This window comes from Mesorhizobium sp. 113-3-3, from assembly GCF_016756495.1.
GTDB lineage: Bacteria > Pseudomonadota > Alphaproteobacteria > Rhizobiales > Rhizobiaceae > Mesorhizobium.
Genome location: NZ_AP023243.1, coordinates 5,250,153 through 5,272,088, shown reverse-complemented (window position 1 = coordinate 5,272,088; position 21,936 = coordinate 5,250,153). Strand labels below are relative to the sequence as shown.

Here is a 21,936-nt window from a genome sequence, read left to right as displayed (position 1 = left end):
CCGGTCCGCTTCAGCCAGGAATCTCGATCGTGCCGATCCTCTACTATGTCACGCATCCCCAGGTGCGGATCGATGCCGCCATTCCCGTGCCGGAATGGGGGCTGTCCGATATCGGACGGGCGAGGGCTGTCGCCATGCTCGATCAGCCATGGGTCGGATCGATCCGGCGCATCGTTTCGTCGGGTGAGCGCAAGGCGATAGAAACGGGCGAAATCCTGGCACGCCATCTCGGCCTTGCGGTCGAGGTGAGGGAACGGATGCATGAGAACGACCGGTCCGCGACCGGCTTCCTGCCGCCGCCGGAGTTCGAAGCGGTCGCCGACCAGTTCTTCGCCAGTCCGCACAAGAGCATTCGGGGGTGGGAGCGCGCCAGCGATGCGCAGCAACGCATTGTGAGCGAGGTCGAGGCCGTGCTTGATGAGGGCGGGACCGGAGACATGGCCTTTGTCGGCCATGGAGGCGTGGGAACGCTCCTGCTGCTGTCTCTCAGCGGGCAGAAAATCAGCCGCGAAGCGGACCAACCGGCAGGCGGCGGCAACTATTTTGCCTATGATATCGGCGCCCGCCGCGTCATCCATGGATGGCGGCCGATCGACAGGCTGGAGCAGGTCTAAACCCTCAACGGATCAGCAGCGCGGTGCCCCAAAGCCCGAGCGCGAAGACCGTGTGCGAGACCAGGTTGAGCGCGCGGATCTGCATCGGATTGGGCCGCTTCGAGGCTGCCCATCCCGCACCCATGCCCGGCGCCAGCAGGAACCAGCCGGCGCCGACGGTGACGATGCCGAGGATGAAGGCCGGCAGGAAGGTCGGCGCGGCGAGCCAGCCGGTTCCGGCCAGCGCGACCAGGATGATGCCGTAGACGATGCCGACGAAATAGTGAAACGCCCAGCCCAGCGCCATTTCATGCGCGTAAGGCTCCGCCTCGCCGATATCATCGTGAAAGACCTTGTCTCCAAGGTGCCAGACCCAGCGGCCGACCGGTCCCCAGTTCGGCCGTGGCTGGCCGAACGCCTTGTGAAGCACCATCGCCCAGAGATCCATCAGCACCGTGGCGCCGATGCCGATCACGACAGCGCGCCAGAAGATGTCAAACATCGTTGGATCCCCCGAAAGCCGGCAGTTCTGGAATACAAGCGGTTATCGGGCAAGGCCGGCCGTGCCGCCTCGCCCGATGCGACCGTTGAAGCTCAGAGCTGCCCGAGAATGTGAGCCGCGCCGGACTCGTCTACTCCGGGCTTGGTCTCGACATTGAGCGCGGTGACCTTGCCGTCGTCGACGATCATCGAAAACCGCTTGGAGCGCAGGCCCATGCCGGCTGCGGAGAGGTCGTTGTCGAGCCCGACCGCCTTGGCGAAATCACCACTGCCGTCGGCGAGGAACAGGATCTTGCCTTCGCCGCCGGTGAAGTGCGCCCAGGCGCCCATGACATGAACGTCGTTGACCGAAACGACGGCGATGGTGTCGACGCCGCGGGCCAGGATGGCGTCATGGTTTTCGAGATAGCCGGGCAGATGGTTGTTGCTGCAGGTCGGCGTGAAGGCGCCGGGAACACCGAACAGAACCACTTTCTTGCCCGGGAAAATCTCGGCCGAGGTGATCGCCTTGGCGCCGTCGGCGGTCATCGTCTTGAAGGTCACCTCGGGCAGCTTGTCGCCAACGGAAATGGTCATGAGTTCCTCGCTTGGGGAATGGGAAGGATGCATGCTTGCGTAGCGAACTCAGCGGCGTCCTGCAACCGTTCGGGCAGACTGGATCAAGGGAAAGGCAACAGCCCTTCGACCGCGCCCGTCGAACTCGTCAGCGTGTAGTGAAGCCCGCCATCCGTCGGCGTCGTCGAAGGGCGGTCGAGGATCGGCACGGTGAAGATCAGCTTGCCGTCCTTCTCGCTGCGGGAAGGGGCGCCGAACATGTAGTCGCGCTCGCCGGCGACGAAGAAATCCGCCGCCTCGGAGGCACCAGGAAAACTCGCCTCGACAACCAGCGTCTCGTGATCGCCCGGCAGGACGTTGATGCCGAAATCCGATCTCGCGGGCGCCGGCAACGCCGCGAAACTCGCCTTCACCAGGGCTGCATCGTCCGCATTATCGGGGTCGGAACCGGGGTCGACCGTCAACCGCGTCTGCACCGGTATGCAGATCGTTTCGCAAATGCCGAGGAAGACGTCGGCGTCAATGACGGCCGGATCCTTCGCTTCCGACAGCGTGAACACCACCGGCAGAGAGACGGGATAATTATAGCCTGCCCATTTGCCATAACCATCGTCGTGGCGTTGGGGTGCCGGAAACGAGATTGTGGCATCGGCAATATTGGTGCTGGCCGAAACACCGAGCTGCGGCGGCACACCGGCGTCGCCCGGATCACGCCAATAGGTCTTCCAGCCCGGCTTGAGCGCGATGTCGAGAACGCCCTGGATGCGGCCGGCCTCGTCGGGCTTGCCTGATGTCACCAGCCGCACCTTGCCGCCTTCGCTGTTATACCAGGCTGACGAGGAGGCGGAGGCGGGGAGAGCGCTCGCCGATCCGATGGCGGCGCCGAGCAGCAGGATTTTCAAGCTTTGCATGGCGGTGATTTGATCGTCCGTTCGTGGCCGCGCTATGTTCTCAGGGCTTTGTTGATATCATATTTGCGTGACCTCGCGGGCAAGCCATGACGGCCTGGCATCATGGGCTTTGGTCGAATCAGGCGCGGCGCATCTTTTCGGCGTCGGGGAAACACGGTACCTTCCCTGTCATGGATTTGTTGCGCCACAAGAAGACGGCTGCTGGACGCGGCTTTCTCGATGATCAGTTCCTGATTGCCATGCCCGGCATGAAGGACGATCGTTTCACGCGCTCGGTCATCTACATCTGCGCGCACAGCGACGAAGGCGCGATGGGCCTGATCATCAACCAGACACAGCAGATGCTGTTTCCCGACCTTCTGGTGCAACTCGGCATCATGAACGAGCAGGAGGCGATCCGCCTGCCGGCGCAGGCCCGCGATTTCGTCGTGCGCAATGGCGGGCCTGTCGATCGCAGCCGCGGCTTCGTCCTGCATTCGGGCGATTACCGCGTGGAATCGTCGCTGACCGTTTCCGACGATATCTGCCTGACCGCGACGGTCGACATTTTGCGCGCCATATCGTCGGGCCGCGGCCCGCGTCACGCGCTGATGGCGCTCGGCTATTCCGGCTGGGGCGCCGGCCAGCTGGAAACCGAGATCGCCGAGAATGGCTGGCTGACCTGCCCGGCCAGTCCCGAGCTTCTCTTCGACGCCGACATCGAGCGCAAATACGACCGCATCCTCGCCTCGATCGGCATCGATCTGGCGCATTTGAGCCTGGCTGCCGGGCACGCCTGACCCATAACGCCGGCGCAGAGGCCTCTAAGCCTGCGTCAGCGGATACTGTTCCTTCAGCGTCTTCAGCACCTGGTCGCCCGGCATCGGCGCGCCGAACATGAAGCTCTGCACATATTCGCAGCCCATCTGGCGCAGTTCCAGCGCATCGCGTTCGTCCGAGATGCCCTCGGCGACCACCGACAGGCCGAGCTCATGCGCCATGTTGACCATGGATTTGAGCAGCACGGCGCGCTTCGGCGTGCTGTCGTCGACAAAGCTCTTGTCGATCTTGATCGTGTCGAATGGGAACCGCGTCAGGTAGGCGAGCGAGGAATAGCCCGTGCCGAAATCGTCCAGCGACAGGCCGATGCCGAGCTGCTTCAGCTTGGTCAGCACGTGCGCCGTCTGCTCGGGATTGTCCATGACCAGGGACTCGGTGAGCTCGAGCCGGAAACAGCGCGGCTTCAGATTGGCCCGCGCAATGACCGAGCGGACATCGCTGACCAGGTCGCGGCGGATCAACTGGCGGCTGGACAGATTGACCGAGACCGACAGCGGCGCATCGCCGATCTGCTTTTGCCATCCGGCCAGGTCCTCGGCTGCCTGCTGCATGGCGAACAGCCCAAGCTGCACGATCAGCCCGCAGCTTTCGGCGACCGGGATGAAATCCGCCGGCGGGATCATACCGCGGCGCGGATGGTCCCAGCGCAGCAGGGCTTCGAAGCCGGCGACGCTGCCGTCCTCCAGCCGAACGATCGGCTGGTAGGCAAGGGTGAATTCGCGCCGCTCGATGGCGCGCCGCAAGTCGGATTCGAACTGCAGCCGGTCGGTGCCGACGGTGCGGAAGGCCGGGCGGAACGGCTCGATCCTGTCGCCGCCGAAACGCTTGGCCTGATGCATGGCAAGCTCGGCGTCCTTGACCATGTCCTCGGCCGAGGTCTGCGCCGAGGTCCAGGTGATCAGGCCGATCGAGGCGGTCAGCACGATCTCGCGCTTGGCGAAGGTGATCGGGTTGTTGATCGCATGCTTGATGGCGTCCGCCACGCCGGCGATGCGGGCAGGGTCCTGTTCGGACAACAGCATCAGCGCGAACTGGTCGCCGGCAAAGCGCGACAGCGAATCCTTCGGCTTGAGCAACCGGTGCAGGCGGCGCGCGATGGTCAGCAGGATGGTGTCGCCGGCCGAGATGCCGAGCCCGTCATTGACCTGCTTGAAGCGGTCGATGTCGATGACGAAGACGGTCGGGCGCACCTTCTCTTCGGTGCGGGCGATCGAGATGATCGCTTCCAGCCGGTTCATGAACAATTCGCGGTTCGGCAGGCCGGTCAGATTGTCGTGCACGGCGTCGTGCAGCAGCCGTTCCTCGGACTTCTTCTGCTCTGTGACGTCGACCATGGTGCCGACGCAGCGTATGACCTCGCCGTCCGATCCGATGACCGGCCGCGCCCGCAAGGCGAACCAGTGATAGTGCCCGTCGGCGCCGCGCAGGCGGAAATTCTGCGCCACCCGGCCGCGCCGGTGCTCCAGCACCACGTCGAGCGTCGTGCGGAACGTGTCGCGGTCGTCGGCATGCAGCACCGGCAGCCAGTTGCGCGCCGCACCCCCAAGACTGTTGGGCGCCAGGCCGAGCTGAATGCTGACATCGGGCTTGGTGACGACGCGGTCGCGCAGCACGTCCCAGTCCCACACCGTGTCGCCCGACCCGGCAACCGCCAGCGCCTGGCGTTCGAGGTCGGAGAACAGCCCCTGATGCAGCGCGCCGCCGGCAAAGGCGTGCTGCATGACGGTGAAGCCGATGAGCAGGATGATCAGGATCAGCCCGCCGCCGAGCGCCGGCTGGGCGATGTCGTTGTCGAGCATGCCGGTGATCGCCATCCACGACCCGCATAGCCACAACAGCACCATGACCCAACTGGGCACCAGCATGATAGCGCGGTCATAGCCGCGTATCCCGAGGAAGATGATCAGGCCCAGCCCGGTCAAAGCTGTTGCCGCAAAGGAGATGCGGGCGATGCCGGCGGCTACCGCCGGATCGACGATGGCGACGCCCGCAATCAGCACCAGCCCGAGGATCCAGACCAGCGCGCCATAGCTGAAATGGCCATGCCAGCGGTTGAGGTTGAGATAGGCGAACAGGAAGACCACGAATGTCGCTGCAAGCGCCACCTCCGTTCCCGCCCGCCACATCTGCTCATTGCCGGGCGAAATCTCGATGACCTTGTTGAGGAAGCCGAAATCGACGCAGATATAGGCAAGCACCGCCCAGGCAAGGGCCGCGGTCGCCGGGAACATCGAGGTTCCCTTGACGACGAAGAGGATGGTCAGGAACAGCGCCAGAAGGCCTGCAATGCCGATGACGATGCCGCGAAACAGCGTGTAGGAGTTGACCGAGTCCTTATAGGCTTCCGGCTCCCACAGATAGACCTGCGGCAGCTTGGGCGAGGCAAGTTCGGCGATGAAGGTGATCACCGTTCCCGGGTTCAGCGTCACCCGGAACACGTCGGCGTCGGGGCTGGTCTGGCGGTCGAGCGCGAAGCCCTCGCTGGGCGTGATAGCTGCAATACGGGTGGCGCCGAGATCGGGCCAGAAGATGCCGGAATTGACCAGCCGGAAATGCGGCGCCACGATCAGCCTGTCGAGCTGCTGGTCGGTGGTGTTGGCCAGCGCGAACACCGCCCAGTCGCCGGTCGAGCGTGCGTCATTGGCCTCGACCTCGATGCGCCGCACGATGCCGTCCGGCCCGGGCGCGGTCGACACCTGAAAGTTCTCACCCTGGTTGCGGTAGATCTCGAAGGCGCGCGACAGGTCGAGCGCGACATCGTCGCGGGCAATCTTGATCGGTTCGACGGCAAAGGCCGACGAAGCCGCGCACAGCGTCAGGATTGCCGCGAGGACAAAGGCGAACAGCGGCCCGTTTCGCAGGAAATTCGTCAAAAATCAGTCCTTCGTTCCTGCGTCCAGCGGATCGTCCGCGATCCGGGCGTAGAGATAGTGGTCCTGCCAGATGCCGTTGATCCTGAGATAGGATCGTAACAGTCCTTCGCGCCGGAATCCGGCTTTTTCAAGCACGCGGATCGACCGGATGTTGTCGGGAATACAGGCCGCCTCGATCCGGTGCAACCTCAGCGTATCGAAGGCGAAGCGAGCCACCACCTTGACCGCGTCGGTCATCAGCCCGCGGCCACCGAAGCGCTCGCCGATCCAGTAGCCGACATGGCCGCTTTGGGAGACACCGTGGCGTATGTTGCCGAGCGTGATGCCGCCGGCCAGCTTGCCGCTCGACTTCTCGAAGATGAAGAAGGCGATCGCGGTTCCCTGCGCATAATCTTCGCGATAACGGCTGATGCGCAGGCGCCATGCCGTGCGGTCGAGCTCGTCGGGGGTCCAGCGCGGCTCCCATGGCTCCAGGAAGGCCCGGCTTTCGCCGCGCAGCACCGACCATTCCCGATAGTCGTTGGTGTATGGCACGCGCAACGTGACGAGATTGCCCTTCAGCGCCGGCAGGTCACGGCGAAAGAAAGGGAGCGCGAACACGACGCCTGGGGGACTTAGACGGCGAGCCTGCGGGCCGTGGTCTGCGTGCCCGGAAGCGAATCGAGGATCGCCTCATATGGTGCCAGCGTACCCACGGGCCCGACAGCGGTAAGCGTCGGCTTGGTCGAGAACATCCGCGACGACAGGTCGGTCAGCCGTTCGACCGTCAGCGCCGACAGGCGCTCCATCAATTCCTCCTTGGCGATCGGCCTGCCGAACAAAAGCAATTGCCTTGCGATCTGCGAGGCGCGGCTGGCCGGGCTTTCGGCGGACATGATCAGCCCGGCGCGATACTGCGCACGCGCGCGATCGAGTTCTTCCTGCAGGATGTTCTCGCCGGCCTTCTGCAACTCGTCGATGATGACAGGTACGAGTTCGGCGATGTCGCTCTGGCCCGTCGCGGCGTGGACGCCGAAAATGCCGGTGTCTGAAAAGCCCCAGTGGAAGGCATAGACCGAGTAGCACAGGCCGCGTTTCTCGCGGACTTCCTGGAACAGGCGCGACGACATGCCGCCGCCGAGGATCATCGACAGCACCTGCGAGGCGTAGAAGTCGCGCACATGGTAGGCGCGGCCCTCGAAGCCCAGCACGATCTGCGCGTCCATCAGGTCGCGGTCCTCGCGGAAATCGCCACCGACATATTGCGCATATTGCGGGATGGTGCTGTCGGCCTTGCTGCGGAAGCCGCCGAGCTGCTTCTCCACCTCGCGCACGAAATTGTCGTGCTTGATGTCACCGGCAGCCACGATCACCATCCGCTCGGCGCCATATTGGCGTTCGATGAAATCGTGCAACTGCTTGGACGTGAAGGATTTGACGGTTTCCGGCGTGCCCAGGATCGAGCGGCCGATGGTCTGGTGGCGAAAGGCCGTCTCGGTGAAACGGTCGAAGACAATGTCGTCTGGCGTATCGTGCGCAGCGCCGATCTCCTGCAGGATGACGTGCTGCTCGCGCTCGAGCTCCTGCGGGTCGAATTCGGACTCCTGCAGGATGTCGGCAAGGATGTCGACGGCCAGCGGCACGTCATCGCTGAGCACCCTGGCGTAGTAGGAGGTGGTCTCGACGCTCGTGGCGGCGTTGATCTCGCCTCCGACATCCTCGATTTCCGAGGCGATTTCGAAGGCGCTTCGCCGCTTCGTGCCCTTGAACGCCATGTGCTCGAGCAGATGGGCCATGCCATGCTCGTCGTCACGTTCATTGCGGGCACCCGACTTGACCCAGGCACCAAGAGCAACCGATTCGATACTTGGAAGGGTTTCGGTGGCGACTGTCAGGCCGTTCGACAGACGGCTTACCTCAACACCCATATGGTTCGTACTCCCTAACGCGCCGCCCGCGCGCGGCGGCTGACGTAATCTTCCACCATTTTCAGGTCGGATGGAAGTACCGTGTATTTTTCCTCAAATGTCATCAATCCGCCTAGCCATGCGGGCAGGGCGGGTGAGACACCGCTGGCGGCCTCGACGGCGCCCGGGAATTTTGCCGGATGGGCAGTGCCCAGCACCACCATCGGCACGGCGCCCGATGCCTTGCCGGCCGCGACATGCATGGCCGCGGCGGTATGCGGATCGAGCAGGTAGTTGCTGGCCGCGAGCGTCGAGCGGATGGTGGCGGCGACCTCGTCCATGGTGGCGCGGCCGGCATCGAATTCGGAGCGCATCCCATTGATTTCGCCGGCTTCTATGGTGAAGGCGCCGGACTGCTTCAGGCCGTCCATGTAACGCCGCACGGTCGCCGCGTCGCGGTTGGAGGCTTCGAACAGCAGGCGTTCGAAATTCGACGACACCTGGATGTCCATCGATGGCGAGGTGGTCGCAAAGACACCCTTGGTGCGGTATTCGCCGGTGGCGAAGGTGCGCGCCAATATGTCGTTGTCGTTGGTGGCGATGACCAGCCGTTCGATCGGCAGGCCCATCTTCTTGGCGGCATAGCCGGCGAAGATATCGCCGAAATTGCCGGTCGGCACGGTGAAGGACACCGGCCTGTCCGGCGCGCCGAGCGACAGGGCCGAGGAGAAATAATAGACGATCTGGGCCATGATGCGGGCCCAGTTGATCGAATTGACCCCTGACAGCGCCACCCTGTCACGGAAGGCGTGGTCGTTGAACATGTCCTTAAGCAGGCCCTGGCAGTCGTCGAAATTGCCTTCGATCGCCATCGCGTGGACGTTTTCAGCCTTCGACGTCGTCATCTGTCGCTGCTGCACCGGCGAGACACGGCCATGCGGGAACAGGATGAAGATGTCGGTGCGGCTGCGCCCGGCAAAGGCGTCGATCGCAGCACCGCCTGTGTCGCCTGACGTGGCGCCGACGATGGTGGCATGCTGGTCGCGTTCGGCAAGCACATGGTCCATCAGCCGGGCGAGCAGCTGCATCGCCACGTCCTTGAACGCCAGCGTAGGCCCATGGAAAAGTTCGAGGACAAAAGTGTTGGAGCCGGTCTGCACCAGCGGGCAGACGGCCTCATGCCGGAAGGTGGCATAGGCTTCACGCACCAGGCGTTCGAAGACCGGCGCCGGGATTTCGCCGCCAAGGAACGGCGACAGCACGCGGATGGCGAGGTCGGGATAGGCAAGGCCGCGCATGGCGCGGATCTCTGAAGCCGAAAACTGCGGCCATTCGCGCGGCACGTAAAGCCCGCCATCGCGCGCCAGCCCCGCCAGCACGGCATCGGAAAATCCAAGCGCGGGTGCTTCCCCGCGCGTACTCACATATTGCATGTCTCAGTCCCGTTGCCGCTTGGCTTTTCCGTTCACCACAAGGTGGTTAATTTCTGTGCCGGCTCCAGTCGCATTTTTGCCGCGCCGTTGATATACGTCACCAGCTTTACGAGAGGGAAGTGGGAGTTTCATGGCGTTTCGTACATCAAGTGGCCGCTTTTTGGCGGGTCTTGCGCTCACTGGCTTTATGCTCGCCGCCGCCGGCTGCCAATCGGGCGACAATGGCATCCTGAACCTCGGCTTGGGCGGCAAGAAGGATCCAGCCGCGCCGCCACCTCCGCAGGATCCCAAGATTCTGGCCAGCCAGTTGAATGCCTATTGCCCGCGCGTGACGGTGCGCGACGGCACGGCCTTCTTCAACACCTACTCCAAGGACGTCCAGAAGCCGAAGCCGAAGTCCAAGCCCATGCGCAAGCCGAGGAACCAGGCCGAAGCCGACCAGCAGGCGCAGGAGGCACAGGCACAGGCCGCTGCCGACGCCGCCGCCGCTGCGGCCGCACCCGACGATTCTCAGAGGATCATCTATCAGGCCTCGATTGCCGACGTGACCCGCGATTGCAGCCGCGCCGACGGACAACTGACGATGAAGATCGCGGTCGCCGGCAAGATCGTGCCGGGACCGAAGTTCTCGCCCGGCACCATCACCATGCCGATCCGCACCGCGGTGATGCACGGCACAGACGTGCTCTACTCGCAGATCCACCAGTATCAGGTTCAGGTCACCGATCCGTCGGTCGCCACCCAGTTCGTCTTCACCGATTCCAATATCGTGGTGCCGGCGCCGACGGCGCAGGATTATCAGGCCTATGCCGGCTATGATGAAACCGCGCCGAAGGCGACGACCGACAAGCCGAAGAAGACCCGCAGGAAGAAGGCCGCGGCGACGAACTGAGCGGTCATCGGCATAGCGTGCGCTCAGCTCGGCGCGCGCCTCAGGCGTCGGCTGACCATTCCGACAGCGCCGCGATCACGCTTTTCAGCTCTGCCCAGCGGCGGATCACCGTTTCGGCGCCGGCCTCGGTCAGCGCGTCGGCGTGGCCGGGATAGCTGTGGCTGGCGCCGGTGAAGCCGATCACCCGCATACCGGCTGCCCTGGCGCCGGTGACGCCGTGCACGGAATCCTCGATAACGAAAGTGTTCGCTGGGTTCGCGCCGAGCTTTTCCGCCGCGAGCAGGAACACGTCCGGCGCCGGCTTGGTCTTTTTGCTCGGTATTTCCAGCGCCGAGAAGATGCGGCCGGCGAAGAACGGCAGCAGATGCACCTTCTCCAGCATGAATTCTATCCGCTCCGAGCGTGAGTTGGAGCAGATGCAGCGCTGCGTGGTGACCGAGGCGACTGCTTCGCGGACGCCGTCGATGGCGCGCACGTCGCTGCGCAGCTTGCGGTCGACGAGCTCTTCGGCGCGGTCGATCAGCGACGCCTGGAACGGGATTTTGGACTTCTCCTCGATCCGCAGAAGGATGTCCTTGAACGTCAGGCCCGCATAGCTCTCGGCAATCTCCTCGGCCGAGATTTCATATCCGGCGAGCGTTATCAACTCGGCCTCGATCCGCGCGGCGATGATTTCGGAATCGACGAGCACGCCGTCGCAATCGAAGATGACAAGGTCTGGCTGGGGCATGGCGATCCGGACAAAGTGAGGGTGAGGCGGCCTTGAGGGCCTCGGGCGGCGCGGCATACACCAATGGCCCGGCCTTCGCAAACCTGGCAGGCCTGTCCGCGAGCCTTCACCGAATATTTACGCTGATCGGTAACCATAACGGGGAGTAAACAGTAACGCGTGCCTTGGGTGTAAAAATGTCTGCCGTGCGTCTTCTCCACGAGTTGTCCCACGCTCCCCAGCAATCCGAATGGCTGGACACGATCCTCAAGGGCGACTGCGTCGCGGCCCTCGACCGCCTGCCGGAAAAATCGGTCGACGTCATTTTCGCCGATCCGCCCTACAATCTGCAGCTCGACGGCGACCTGCACCGGCCCGACCAGTCCAAGGTCGACGCGGTCGACGATCACTGGGACCAGTTCGAGAATTTCGAAGCCTACGATGCCTTCACCCGCGCCTGGCTTTTGGCGGCGCGCCGCGTGCTGAAGCCCAACGGCACCATCTGGGTCATCGGCTCCTATCACAACATCTTCCGGGTCGGCGCCAAGATGCAGGATCTGGGCTTCTGGATCCTCAACGACGTGGTCTGGCGCAAGACCAATCCGATGCCGAATTTCCGCGGCCGGCGTTTCCAGAACGCGCATGAGACGATGATCTGGGCTTCCCGCGACCAGAAGGGCAAGGGTTACACCTTCAATTATGAGGCGCTGAAGGCATCGAACGACGACATCCAGATGCGTTCGGACTGGCTGTTCCCGATCTGCACCGGTGGCGAGCGGCTGAAGAACGAAAATGGCGACAAGCTGCACCCGACACAGAAGCCGGAAGCGCTGCTCGCCCGCATCATGATGGCCTCGACCAAGCCGGGCGACATCGTGCTCGATCCCTTCTTCGGCTCAGGCACGACCGGTGCGGTCGCCAAACGCCTCGGCCGTCATTTCGTCGGCATCGAGCGCGAGCAGGCCTATATCGACGCCGCCAACGAGCGCATCGATGCGGTGCGGCCGCTGGAGGATGCCGATTTGACGGTATTGACCGGCAAGCGTGCCGAGCCGCGCGTTGCCTTCGTCAGCCTGATCGACACCGGCTTAGTGACGCCTGGCGCGACGCTTTACGACGCCAAGAAGCGCTGGGCGGCCAAGGTGCGCGCCGACGGCACGGTGGCGATCGGCGACAGCGCCGGCTCGATCCACAAGATCGGCGCCGAGGTGCAGGGCCTGGACGCCTGCAATGGCTGGACCTTCTGGCACTATGAGCGCAGCGGCGGGCTGACCCCGATCGACGAACTGCGCCGCATCGCCCGTCTCGGCATGGAGCGGGCAGGGGGCTGACCCCCGCCCGAACTGTCACGCATCGCGTTGAATCAGAATCTCAGCGGATCGCCGCAAGCGATTCAGATCGCGCCTCGATTCCGAAGCGTTCAAGATCCGCTTGAAGCGTCCTGGCATCGGTGAACAGCACGGCATGCCAGCCCGCGGCCTTGGCGCCGTCGACATTCTTCTGGCTGTCATCGATGAACAGTGTCGCCGATGGTTCGAGCCCGAACGCAGCCACGTGGTGGTCGTAAATTTCGCGGTCCGGTTTGATCAGGCCAATCTCGCCGGAGATGGTCACCCCACGTGGGCGATTGAGGAAATCGAAGCGTTTGCGTGCTTCGGCAAGCGTGTCGGAGGCAAAATTGGTCAGCATGGTCACATCGTGGCCGCTTTCGATCAGGCCGAGCATGATGGCGACGCTGTCATCATAGGCGTGCGGTACCATGTCGTGCCAGAGGCGGCGGAAATTGCGGATGTTTTCCGCATGGTCGGGATAGTCCGCAATCAGCAGCGCCTCTGCCTCTTCCCATGTCCGGCCGCGATCCTGCTCGATGTTCCAGTCATGCGTGCAGACGTTGTCGAAGAACCACTTTCTCTCTTCGGTATCGGGGATGAGGCGGCTGAACGGAATGTTCGGGTCGTAGTGGATCAACACGCGGCCGATGTCGAAAACGATGTGGCGGATCTCGGTCATGAAGCCTCTTTCAATGCGGGCGTTGCTTTTTCGTCGCGCCGGGTATCGCAGCCTCGATTGCCTTTTTCATGACAGTGGGCAGGGCCTCCCCGGAAATCTCGTGGGCGTGCGACCAGAAATGCCCGGCCGGCGCATCACCTTTGATGTGGGCGTGAAAGACTTCGAGTTCGAGCGCGAAATGAGTGAAGACATGCGTGATCGTGCCGGCGCGCCGCCAGTCGCCGGGAAAGGGCGCAGCCGCGTGCGTGGTGGCGCCGTCCACCCGCGCCGTCCAGGCCGTTGTCGGCACCTCGGTCATGCCGCCGAGCAGACCTTTTTCGGGCCGTTTGCGCAGAAGGATGGCGCCGTCCGAACGCACCGCGACGAAAGCAGCGCCGCGCCGCTGCGGCTTGTCGGCTTTGGGCAGCCGCACCGGGAAATTTTCCGGATCGCCTGAAACGACGGCGCTGCAGCCCTCGCGCAGCGGGCACAGCATGCAGCGCGGCCGACGCGGCGTGCAGATCGTGGCGCCGAGGTCCATCATCGCCTGGGCGAAATCGCCCGGCCTTGCCGCCGGCACCATGGCCTCGACATGGGCGCGGATCTCGGGCTTGGCTTCGCTGAGCGGCGTCGTGATCGAAAAAAGCCTCGATATGACGCGTTCGACATTGCCGTCGACCACGGCGGCGGGGCGGTCGAAAGCGATCGCGGTGATCGCCGCCGAAGTGTAGGCGCCGATGCCGGGCAGGTCCCTCAAACCGGCCTCGGTGTCGGGGAACCGGCCGCCGCGCGCCGCCACCAGATCGGCGCAGGCCTTGAGATTGCGGGCGCGGGAGTAATAGCCGAGCCCCGCCCAGGCCTTCATAACGTCCTCGGTCGGCGCGGCGGCCAGCGCTTCGACATCGGGCCATTTTTCGACAAAGGCGCGGAAATAGGATTTCACCGCTTCGACGGTGGTCTGCTGCAGCATGACTTCGGACAGCCAGATGCGGTAGGGGTCGGGCCGCACGCCGCGGGCATGCTCGCGCGGGCTCACGCGCCACGGCAGCTCGCGATGATGCACATCGTACCAGGCGAGCAGGCGCGACGCAGTGTCGTCCGGCATTGCCCTGGATTTTTGGGCCTTGCGTGTCTGGGCCTTGCGGGTCGGGTCTGCTGGTGCCATTGATCGTGTATTGGCCTGGCCGGTAATCTGCTGGGGTCGTGGCTGGAGAACGTACATGGCAGGGAGAACGCCCTACGGCAATCCCGTCCCGGTGAGCGATCTCGCCACCAAAATCCTCGATCCGGTGCTGCGCAAACGCGCAGGCATCTCGATTGGTCTCGTCCAGTCTTGGGAAGAGATCGCCGGCCCGCGCCTGGCCAGCCGCTCGCGTCCCGAAAAGATCCAGTGGCCGCGCCGGCTGCATGAGGATGATCCGTTCGAGCCGGCGGTGCTGGTCATTGCTTGCGAAGGCATGGCCGCCCTTCATTTGCAGCACGAGACCGGCGAGATCATCAACCGGGTCAACGCTTTCCTCGGCTTTACGGCAATAGGCCGCATCAGGATCGTGCAAAAACCGGTGACGGCGGAGAAAGGACGGCCTAAACCGACCTTCAGGCCCTTGACGGCGGCGGAGCAAACCAGATTGTCCACTACGGTCGGACGGATCGAGGATGACGGTCTGCGCGCCTCGCTGGAAAGGCTTGGCGCAACCATTTTGGGTGAAAGGAAGTCAAAAACCCCTTGAAGACAGTCATTGATTTGTCGCCAACATCTCGCATTCGTGATCGCCTCTGTCAGGTTTCACGATTGGATTGGGGATGGAGATGCCTTAATTCGCGCCAACTCTCGCCTTTTCGTGCCTTTGCATTGCAAAATTCAACCCTTGTCAGGTGATTCGTATGAACCGTCCTCCGTTCGGCAAAAGTCTGTCTCGCAGAAACGTCCTGTCTTCGCTGGCCGCCATTCCGGCGGTGGCTCTGCTCGCCGCATGCAGCGACTCCGGCGAACAGGCCAAGGCGGCGGATGTGAAGCCCGCGGATCCGGCCACTCCCGCAAAGCCGGCCACGCCGGCTGCCGCCAAGGTTCCCGAGTCCCAGGGCAATGTCGACATGGCGGAACTGCTGAAGCCCGGCGCACTGCCCGACAAGCAGCTCGGCAAGGATGACGCCAAGGTCACCATCGTCGAATACGCCTCGATGACCTGCCCGCATTGCGCGCATTTCGCCGAAACCACCTTCCCGGACCTGAAGACGAAGTACATCGACACCGGCAAGGCGCGCTATATCCTGCGCGAATTCCCGTTCGACCCGAGTGCGGAAGCCGGTTTCATGCTGGCGCGCTGCGCCAAGGATAACTATTTCCCGATGGTCGACGTTCTGTTCCGGCAGCAGGCGAACTGGGTTGGCGTGTCGAACACCAAGGATGCGCTGCTGCAAATCTCGAAGCTCGCCGGTTTTACACAGGAGTCCTTCGAGGCCTGCTTGACGGACCAGAAACTTCTGGACGATGTGAGATCGGTCCAGAAGCGCGGCGCCAATGAATTCAAGGTCGACTCGACACCGACCTTCTTCATCAACGGTAAGACCTACAAAGGGGCGATGTCGATTGAGGAAATGTCGGCCATCATCGACCCTCTGCTCTGACATCAGCTCAGCGCTGAGGCGGCAGCGCTTCGGCGTGCCCATCTCTATGGGGCGGCGTGAATGAAATTTTCGCGCCTCCGCCTCCTTGGTTTCAAGTCTTTCGTCGAGCCCGGCGAGTTCGTCATCGAACGCGGCCTGACCGGTATTGTCGGGCCGAACGGCTGCGGCAAGTCGAACCTTGTCGAGGCGTTGCGCTGGGTGATGGGCGAAAGCTCCTACAAGAACATGCGCGCGTCCGGCATGGACGACGTCATCTTTTCCGGTTCAGGCACGCGGCCCGCCCGCAACACCGCCGAAGTCACGCTTTTCCTCGATAACAGTGACCGTTCGGCGCCCGCGGCCTTCAACGACGCCGACGAGTTGCAGGTGTCGCGCCGCATCGAGCGCGAGGCTGGCTCGCTCTACCGCATCAACGGCAAGGAAGCGCGCGCCAAGGATGTGCAGCTTCTGTTCGCCGACCAGTCGACCGGCGCGCGCTCTCCCTCGATGGTCGGGCAGGGCCGTATCGGCGAACTGATCCAGGCCAAGCCGCAGGCGCGCCGCGCCCTGCTCGAAGAGGCGGCCGGCATTTCCGGCCTGCACACCCGCCGCCACGAGGCGGAACTTCGGCTGAAGGCGGCCGAACAGAATTTGGAACGCCTCGACGACGTCGTCGGCGAACTGGAAGGCCAGATCGAAAGCCTGAAGCGCCAGGCGCGCCAGGCCTCGCGGTTCAAGAACCTGTCGGCCGATATCCGCAAGGCCGAAGCGACATTGCTGCATTTGCGCTGGACATTGGCCAAGACGCAGGAAGGCGAGGCACGTTCCGCGCTGGCTGTTGCCACGGCACTGGTCGGCGATCGCGCCGCCGCGCAGATGAACGCGGCCAAGGAACAGGGCATCAGTGCTCATCGCCTGCCCGATCTGCGCGACGCGGAAGCCGCCGCCGCGGCCGCCTTCCAGCGCCTGTCGATCGCCAGGTCGCAGATCGAGGAGGAGGCCGGGCGCATCCGCAACCGCCAGGCTGAAATCGAGCGCCGCTTGCAGCAGCTCGACGGCGACATCGCCCGCGAGGAGCGGATGGTGCGCGACAATGCCGATGTTCTCGAACGCCTGCGCACCGAAGAAGCCACGCTCAATTCCGAGAACGCCGGTGCGGCCGAGCGCGAGGCCACCACGCGCGCGGCGTTCGAACAGGCGGCATCGACGCTTGCGCAAAGCGAAGCCAGGCTCGCCGCGCTGACCGCCGAACGGGCCGAAGCCGCCGCGTCGCGCCACCAGATTGAACGCACCTTGCGCGAAACCGCCGAGCGCCGCGACCGCTTCGCACGCCAGCTCGCCGAGGTCGATCGCGAATTGTCGGATATTCTCTCCAAGGTCGCCGGCCTGCCGGACCCGGCCGAGAAGCGGATACTTGTCGAACAGGCCATGGCGCTTCTGGAAGAATCCGAGGCCGCCGTGGCGCAGGCCGAGCAGTCGGTCATCGATGCCCGAGCCGCCGAAAGCGCTGCCCGCCCGCCGCTTCAGGACGCCAGGGCCGAACTGGCGCGGATCGAGACCGAAGCACGCACCCTGGCCAAGATCCTCAATGCCGCCAGCGGCGATCTCTTTCCTTCGGTGCTGGAGCAGATCAGCGTCGAGCGCGGCTTCGAGACGGCGCTGGGTGCGGCCCTTGGCGAAGATCTCGACGTGCCGCTTGACCGCAGCGCGCCCGCGCATTGGGGCGAGAGCCAGATCCAGCCCGGCGACGCCGCCCTGCCGGAAGGCATCAAGAGCCTTGCCAGCGTGGTGCGTGCCCCGGCGCAGCTCGCCCGCCGCCTTGCGCAGATCGGCATTGTCGAGGCCGCCGACGGCCGCCGGCTGCAGGCGCTGCTCGCACCCGGCCAGCGGCTGGTCAGCCGTGAAGGCGCATTGTGGCGCTGGGACGGCCTGACCGCCAGCGCCGATGCACCGACGGCCGCGGCGCAAAGGCTGGCGCAGAAGAACCGGCTTGCCGAACTTGATGCCGAAGCGGTGCAGGCGACACTTGTGCTGCGTCACGCCGAGGAGGCGCTGGCGCAGGCCGAGCAGGCGCTTCGCCACGCAAGCGAGGCCGAACGCAACATGCGCCAGGCCGGGCGCGACGCCCAGCACCGGCTGGACGCCGCCCGCAATGCGCTGGCCGAGGCCGAAAAGGCCGGCGGCGAACTGGCGAGCCGGCGCGCGGCGCTAGATGAGGCCCGCGCGCGCATCGTCGACAGCCATGAGGAAACCTCGGCGGCTTTCGTCGAGGCCGAAATGCTGCTGCAGGACGCGCCCGATCTCGGCGACCTGCAATTGCAGCTTGAACAGTCCTCGGCCAATGTCTCGCGCGATCGCGCCACGCTTGCCGATGCGCGTGCCGTCCATGAAGGGCTGCGGCGTGAGGCCGAGGCGCGCACGCGCCGGCTCGATGCCATCGGCGCCGAGCGCAGCAACTGGCTGGTCCGCGCCGAAAACGCCTCGACGCAGATCGCCTCGCTCGGTGAACGCAAGGCCGAGGCCGAGGCCGAGCGCGAACGGCTGGCCGATGCGCCCGACGAGATCGACGCGAAGCGCCGCGCGCTGCTGTCGCAGCTCACCGAGGCCGAGACCTTGCGCAAGGCGGCCGCCGACCGGCTGCAGGAAGCGGAAAACCGGCAGGCCGAACTGGACAAGGGGGCCACATCAGCCATCCAGTCGCTGGCCGAGGCGCGCGAGACCCGTGCCCGCGCCGAGGAAAGACTGACGGCGGCCGACGAGCGCCGGCTTGAGGTCGAAGCGCGCATCCAGGAAACGCTGAACACGCCGCCGCATCTGGTTATCCGCCATACCGGCCTGGAAGCCGACGACCCGATGCCCGAAATGGCCGAGATCGAACGCCAGCTCGACCGGCTGAAGATCGAGCGCGAACGGCTCGGCGCCGTCAATCTGCGCGCCGAGGAAGAGCAGAAGGAGCTCTCCGACCGGCTGGAGACCATCGTCTCCGAGCGCGAGGACATCATCGAGGCGATCCGTAAGCTCAGGCAAGCGATCCAGAGCCTCAACCGCGAAGGCCGCGAGCGGCTGCTCGCCGCCTTCGATGTCGTCAACAGCCACTTCCAGCGGCTGTTCTCGCATCTGTTCGGTGGCGGCACGGCGGAATTGCAGCTGATCGAATCCGACGATCCGCTCGAGGCGGGGCTCGAAATCCTGGCCCGTCCGCCCGGCAAGAAGCCGCAGACCATGACGCTGCTGTCCGGCGGCGAGCAGGCGCTGACGGCGATGTCGCTGATCTTTGCCGTCTTCCTGACCAACCCGGCGCCGATCTGCGTGCTCGACGAAGTCGACGCGCCGCTCGACGATCACAATGTCGAACGCTTCTGCAATCTCATGGACGAGATGGCCAAGACCACAGAGACGCGCTTCGTCATAATCACCCACAACCCGATCACCATGGCGCGCATGGACCGGCTGTTCGGCGTGACGATGGCCGAGCAGGGCGTCAGCCAGCTCGTTTCGGTCGACCTGCAGGCCGCCGAGGCGATGCGCGAGGCGAGCTGAAGCGTTCGGGTTGGCGCTTCCAGCCCATAGGGCAGGGTGCGATTGGCCATCAGCCCTTGCGGTGCATGACCCAGTTTACACACATCGCCACCGCGAGGCCGCACGCTGTGCCGATGCAATCGGCAACCCAATCGAACACGTCGAGGTCGCGGTCAATCAGCGGGGTGCCCTGAAGGACCTCGATCACCGCCCCGACCAGAGCCAGGAAAATGGCCAGCCTGACCTTGCGCCCGGGCCACCCAAGACCGCCAAGAACAGCCAGGGTGGCGAATGCGCTGGCATGATTGAGCTTGTCATTGTCGAAACCGATGTCGAGCCCGAATTCCTGAAGCTCGGGCACGGGCAAAAGGGCGAGCACCAGAACCGCAACGAGCGTGACGATGAAGGCGGCCCATAAGACGGCTGAACAGGATGTCATTATGATCCAACAATGATTTCGACCGCCAAGGTCGAAGCCTGCCGGTGGTTCCTATGCACGAAGCAGGGCAGCGCAGAGCGCCACGATTGCATCGCATGGCCAGAAAAGCAACGAACCTTCGCCCGCGCGGGCAGGGCGAGACCTCGAGGCGCGTTGGGGGATTTACGCCGCATGGCCATTGGCCGAATATGGAATTGGCGGAGGGGCGACAGTTTGAGTGAATCCGTTTGTCCTGCTTGCGGGGCCGGCGCACCGATGAGGCTGGCGCTACCCCATCCATCGCTTTCCATGACGAGCGATGGCACAATTCTCAGCCGCCCCCTTGAGAAGGCCTCATGCCTGAGATGCGGGCATGGCTTTCATCTCACCCCACTGAAGCCTGAAGATCGGGATGCTGTGTACAGCGACGGATACAATCTCGGCCTGGTTGACCCGGCCGCCGATGCCGCCCGAGCCGAAGCCTATGCCGGTTGCATGGACGAAGCCGCGGTCGCGCTGTTCGGCCATGCTCTTCGCCCCCGAAACGTCGTCGAGTTCGGGGCGGGGACCGGTGCCCTGCTCGAAGAGCTGGCGCGGCGATGGCAATTGACGGAAGCGCTGGGCTTCGAGGCGGCATCTCAATTGGTCGCTGCAGCGCAGCGTCGGGATCACGCGCGCGCGACAATCCGGCAGGGCTATGCCGAAGAGGCCCTCGGTGCGATTGCCGGGCGGTACGACCTCTGCCTTTCGGTGAACGTCCTTGAGCACGCTCTCAGCCCGCAGGCCTTCCTTTCCGTGTCGAGCCAGGCCCTCTCGGATAAAGGCCACGTGGTGGTGATCTGCCCGGACGGTGATAGTGCCGACACGGAGCTGTTGTTCCTCGATCATGTCTCGAGTTTCTCCGAACCGTCGCTGCGGATGGTCGCTGCGGCAGCAGGACTGCAGGTCATTGGAAGCATTGCGCTGCGTGGACAGCAAAAGGGCTTTCGACTGACCCTCTTGAAACCCAGCACGAGCGCACCGCAGGATCCCGGGACTCTCCGGTACCTGTCACTGGCGCAGGCGCGATCGGATTTCCTGAAGGGTTGGTCGGAAATTGATGCCGGCGCGTCAGAGTGGCTGGACAACAGGCCCTACGCGATCTTTGGAGCCGGGGAGTTCCGGAATCTGCTGCGGGCCTATGCTCCTCGGCTTGTCAAGGGAGCCGAAGCATTCCTGACGGACGAGCCACTCGCGACAACTCTCGACGGCCGGCCGTGGCTGAGAGCCGACGAGTATGCTTCCACGCATCCCCAGACTATCATGGTGGCCGCTGTCAATCCGCGAAGCTGGCCGGTGGTGGCCGGAAAGTTTCGGAGCAGCGGCGCACAGATCGTCCATCCCTACCTCTTTTCCAGCCTTCTCAAGGAGCAGCTGTGACCGAGATCGATCGCTACGGGGTCAAGGAAACCGCGGTCGTACGCGACGACATCGATGTCCTGATCGAGGATCTCCGGCTCACCGGCTATACGACGCTCGACGCAGGGTTGACGGGCGAGCAGTTGGACGCTTTGTCCAGTGACTTTGACGCTGCTGAAGTGGAATACGCCGAGCAAGCCGCAAGCGCCGGCTACGACCTTTCGACGATCGGCGAGCGCGACACGATCCGCGTCCTTCCCAAATATGCTCCGGCGTTCATGGCCATCGCCTTCAATGAGCGCCTGGCGCAAATGCTCTCAAGGATGCTCGGTGGCTACTACATCCTCAATCAGGTCAATGGGCTGATCAATCGTGCCAATGGGAGCAAGTACGGCCAGGCGTCCTTTCATCGCGATCTCCCCTACCAGCACTTCGTCAGTTCACGGCCGCTTGCCATAAACGCCCTTTTCGCGCTTGACGATTTCACGGCCGAAAATGGCGCCACCCGGGTCATACCCGCCAGCCATCATCGCGAGGATTTTCCCTCGGACGAGACGGTGCGTCGGCGTCAGTCCCAGGTAACCGTGCCGCGGGGGACATTCATCATTCTGGACTGCATGCTCTACCATGCCGGATCGACCAACCACACCGACAGGAACCGGCGCGGCGTGAACCACGTCTTCACCATCCCGATGCTGCGGCAGCAGCTTCATTTGCCGTCGATCTTGTCCGATTTCCCGGGATTGAGCGCGGATCAGAAGAAGATTCTGGGATTCGGTCTGGACGAGTATCGCTCGGTGGACGCGTGGTTCAGCGCGCGAGCGAAGAAGTAG

20 protein-coding genes are annotated in these 21,936 nt (G+C 64.1%); 9 read left to right on the top strand and 11 right to left on the bottom strand.

Going from position 1 to position 21,936, the window contains the following annotated elements; all coding sequences use genetic code 11:
• The first annotated feature begins 29 nt into the window (after nt 1–29).
• The gene (locus JG746_RS25880) at nt 30–614 is read left to right on the top strand and encodes a histidine phosphatase family protein (RefSeq protein WP_202355299.1); all 585 of its coding nucleotides are present in this window, start codon (nt 30–32) and stop codon (nt 612–614) included.
• A 4-nt stretch (nt 615–618) separates the two neighbouring features.
• Here JG746_RS25880 and JG746_RS25875 read toward each other — a convergent pair whose 3' ends face one another.
• The 3 genes from JG746_RS25875 to JG746_RS25865 all read right to left on the bottom strand — a co-directional run bounded on the left by JG746_RS25875 (nt 619) and on the right by JG746_RS25865 (nt 2,560).
• The gene (locus tag JG746_RS25875) at nt 619–1,095 is read right to left on the bottom strand and encodes a DUF2938 domain-containing protein (RefSeq protein WP_202355298.1); all 477 of its coding nucleotides are present in this window, start codon (nt 1,093–1,095) and stop codon (nt 619–621) included.
• A 92-nt stretch (nt 1,096–1,187) separates the two neighbouring features.
• The gene (locus JG746_RS25870; protein WP_202355297.1) at nt 1,188–1,670 is read right to left on the bottom strand and encodes a peroxiredoxin; all 483 of its coding nucleotides are present in this window, start codon (nt 1,668–1,670) and stop codon (nt 1,188–1,190) included.
• 83 nt (nt 1,671–1,753) lie between these two features.
• Complete coding sequence (locus tag JG746_RS25865; protein WP_202355296.1) at nt 1,754–2,560, bottom strand: protein-disulfide reductase DsbD domain-containing protein; 807 nt, start codon at nt 2,558–2,560, stop codon at nt 1,754–1,756.
• A 170-nt stretch (nt 2,561–2,730) separates the two neighbouring features.
• Between JG746_RS25865 and JG746_RS25860 the strand changes: the two genes are divergently transcribed.
• On the top strand, nt 2,731–3,339 hold the full coding sequence (locus tag JG746_RS25860; RefSeq protein WP_027046619.1) for a YqgE/AlgH family protein: 609 nt from the start codon (nt 2,731–2,733) through the stop codon (nt 3,337–3,339).
• 24 nt (nt 3,340–3,363) lie between these two features.
• On the opposite strand, the gene JG746_RS25855 is transcribed toward JG746_RS25860, so the two are convergent.
• The 4 genes from JG746_RS25855 to thrC are packed head-to-tail and all read right to left on the bottom strand — an operon-like array spanning nt 3,364 to nt 9,571.
• A complete protein-coding gene (locus tag JG746_RS25855) occupies nt 3,364–6,252 on the bottom strand; it encodes an EAL domain-containing protein (RefSeq protein ID WP_019857005.1) in 2,889 nt (962 codons plus the stop codon).
• A gap of 3 nt (nt 6,253–6,255) precedes the next feature.
• Nucleotides 6,256–6,852, bottom strand: a complete 597-nt coding sequence (locus JG746_RS25850) for a GNAT family N-acetyltransferase (protein WP_202355295.1) — start codon at nt 6,850–6,852, stop codon at nt 6,256–6,258.
• Nucleotides 6,853–6,866: 14 nt separating this feature from the next.
• On the bottom strand, nt 6,867–8,159 hold the full coding sequence (locus tag JG746_RS25845; protein WP_202355294.1) for a M16 family metallopeptidase: 1,293 nt from the start codon (nt 8,157–8,159) through the stop codon (nt 6,867–6,869).
• 14 nt (nt 8,160–8,173) lie between these two features.
• Nucleotides 8,174–9,571 (bottom strand): threonine synthase, encoded by a 1,398-nt coding sequence (gene thrC / locus JG746_RS25840; protein WP_202355293.1) that lies wholly within the window; start codon nt 9,569–9,571, stop codon nt 8,174–8,176.
• Between the two features lie 130 nt (nt 9,572–9,701).
• On the opposite strand from thrC, the gene JG746_RS25835 reads away from it, so the two are divergent.
• Entirely contained in the window at nt 9,702–10,463 is a 762-nt protein-coding gene (locus JG746_RS25835) for a hypothetical protein (protein ID WP_202355292.1), read from the top strand.
• Between the two features lie 40 nt (nt 10,464–10,503).
• On the opposite strand, the gene JG746_RS25830 is transcribed toward JG746_RS25835, so the two are convergent.
• Nucleotides 10,504–11,193: an HAD family hydrolase gene (locus JG746_RS25830; RefSeq protein ID WP_202355291.1), complete on the bottom strand. Its 690-nt coding sequence runs from the start codon at nt 11,191–11,193 to the stop codon at nt 10,504–10,506.
• 176 nt (nt 11,194–11,369) lie between these two features.
• On the opposite strand from JG746_RS25830, the gene JG746_RS25825 reads away from it, so the two are divergent.
• Nucleotides 11,370–12,503 carry a site-specific DNA-methyltransferase gene (locus JG746_RS25825; protein ID WP_202355290.1) on the top strand — a complete coding sequence of 378 codons (1,134 nt, stop codon included), beginning with the start codon at nt 11,370–11,372 and terminating at the stop codon, nt 12,501–12,503.
• 40 nt (nt 12,504–12,543) lie between these two features.
• On the opposite strand, the gene JG746_RS25820 is transcribed toward JG746_RS25825, so the two are convergent.
• Both JG746_RS25820 and mutY read right to left on the bottom strand, forming a co-directional pair.
• Complete coding sequence (locus JG746_RS25820; protein WP_202355289.1) at nt 12,544–13,182, bottom strand: HAD family hydrolase; 639 nt, start codon at nt 13,180–13,182, stop codon at nt 12,544–12,546.
• A gap of 10 nt (nt 13,183–13,192) precedes the next feature.
• Nucleotides 13,193–14,266, bottom strand: coding sequence for an A/G-specific adenine glycosylase (gene mutY / locus JG746_RS25815; protein WP_446721084.1), 1,074 nt, complete (start codon nt 14,264–14,266; stop codon nt 13,193–13,195).
• A 115-nt stretch (nt 14,267–14,381) separates the two neighbouring features.
• On the opposite strand from mutY, the gene JG746_RS25810 reads away from it, so the two are divergent.
• The 3 genes from JG746_RS25810 to smc all read left to right on the top strand — a co-directional run bounded on the left by JG746_RS25810 (nt 14,382) and on the right by smc (nt 19,308).
• Nucleotides 14,382–14,891 carry a DUF721 domain-containing protein gene (locus JG746_RS25810; protein WP_202359471.1) on the top strand — a complete coding sequence of 170 codons (510 nt, stop codon included), beginning with the start codon at nt 14,382–14,384 and terminating at the stop codon, nt 14,889–14,891.
• A 154-nt stretch (nt 14,892–15,045) separates the two neighbouring features.
• Complete coding sequence (locus tag JG746_RS25805) at nt 15,046–15,789, top strand: DsbA family protein (protein ID WP_202355287.1); 744 nt, start codon at nt 15,046–15,048, stop codon at nt 15,787–15,789.
• 60 nt (nt 15,790–15,849) lie between these two features.
• Nucleotides 15,850–19,308 carry a chromosome segregation protein SMC gene (gene smc / locus JG746_RS25800; protein WP_202355286.1) on the top strand — a complete coding sequence of 1,153 codons (3,459 nt, stop codon included), beginning with the start codon at nt 15,850–15,852 and terminating at the stop codon, nt 19,306–19,308.
• Nucleotides 19,309–19,357: 49 nt separating this feature from the next.
• On the opposite strand, the gene JG746_RS25795 is transcribed toward smc, so the two are convergent.
• Entirely contained in the window at nt 19,358–19,726 is a 369-nt protein-coding gene (locus JG746_RS25795; RefSeq protein ID WP_202355285.1) for a hypothetical protein, read from the bottom strand.
• A gap of 396 nt (nt 19,727–20,122) precedes the next feature.
• On the opposite strand from JG746_RS25795, the gene JG746_RS25790 reads away from it, so the two are divergent.
• Both JG746_RS25790 and JG746_RS25785 read left to right on the top strand, forming a co-directional pair.
• A complete protein-coding gene (locus JG746_RS25790) occupies nt 20,123–21,124 on the top strand; it encodes a class I SAM-dependent methyltransferase (protein ID WP_202355284.1) in 1,002 nt (333 codons plus the stop codon).
• Nucleotides 21,121–21,936, top strand: a complete 816-nt coding sequence (locus JG746_RS25785; protein ID WP_202355283.1) for a phytanoyl-CoA dioxygenase family protein — start codon at nt 21,121–21,123, stop codon at nt 21,934–21,936. The genes JG746_RS25790 and JG746_RS25785 overlap by 4 nt, the downstream gene beginning before the upstream one ends.

Excerpts from the sequence above, each read along its gene's own strand:
- JG746_RS25860 (WP_027046619.1), top strand. The coding sequence starts at position 2,731 with ATGGATTTGTTGCGCCACAAGAAGACGGCTGCTGGACGCGGCTTTCTC.
- JG746_RS25820 (WP_202355289.1), bottom strand. The coding sequence starts at position 13,182 with ATGACCGAGATCCGCCACATCGTTTTCGACATCGGCCGCGTGTTGATC.
- mutY (WP_446721084.1), bottom strand. The coding sequence starts at position 14,266 with ATGCCGGACGACACTGCGTCGCGCCTGCTCGCCTGGTACGATGTGCAT.
- JG746_RS25870 (WP_202355297.1), bottom strand. The coding sequence starts at position 1,670 with ATGACCATTTCCGTTGGCGACAAGCTGCCCGAGGTGACCTTCAAGACG.
- JG746_RS25845 (WP_202355294.1), bottom strand. The coding sequence starts at position 8,159 with ATGGGTGTTGAGGTAAGCCGTCTGTCGAACGGCCTGACAGTCGCCACC.
- thrC (WP_202355293.1), bottom strand. The coding sequence starts at position 9,571 with ATGCAATATGTGAGTACGCGCGGGGAAGCACCCGCGCTTGGATTTTCC.
- JG746_RS25805 (WP_202355287.1), top strand. The coding sequence starts at position 15,046 with ATGAACCGTCCTCCGTTCGGCAAAAGTCTGTCTCGCAGAAACGTCCTG.
- smc (WP_202355286.1), top strand. The coding sequence starts at position 15,850 with ATGAAATTTTCGCGCCTCCGCCTCCTTGGTTTCAAGTCTTTCGTCGAG.
- JG746_RS25835 (WP_202355292.1), top strand. The coding sequence starts at position 9,702 with ATGGCGTTTCGTACATCAAGTGGCCGCTTTTTGGCGGGTCTTGCGCTC.
- JG746_RS25865 (WP_202355296.1), bottom strand. The coding sequence starts at position 2,560 with ATGCAAAGCTTGAAAATCCTGCTGCTCGGCGCCGCCATCGGATCGGCG.
- JG746_RS25795 (WP_202355285.1), bottom strand. The coding sequence starts at position 19,726 with ATGACATCCTGTTCAGCCGTCTTATGGGCCGCCTTCATCGTCACGCTC.
- JG746_RS25825 (WP_202355290.1), top strand. The coding sequence starts at position 11,370 with ATGTCTGCCGTGCGTCTTCTCCACGAGTTGTCCCACGCTCCCCAGCAA.
- JG746_RS25875 (WP_202355298.1), bottom strand. The coding sequence starts at position 1,095 with ATGTTTGACATCTTCTGGCGCGCTGTCGTGATCGGCATCGGCGCCACG.
- JG746_RS25810 (WP_202359471.1), top strand. The coding sequence starts at position 14,382 with ATGGCAGGGAGAACGCCCTACGGCAATCCCGTCCCGGTGAGCGATCTC.
- JG746_RS25830 (WP_202355291.1), bottom strand. The coding sequence starts at position 11,193 with ATGCCCCAGCCAGACCTTGTCATCTTCGATTGCGACGGCGTGCTCGTC.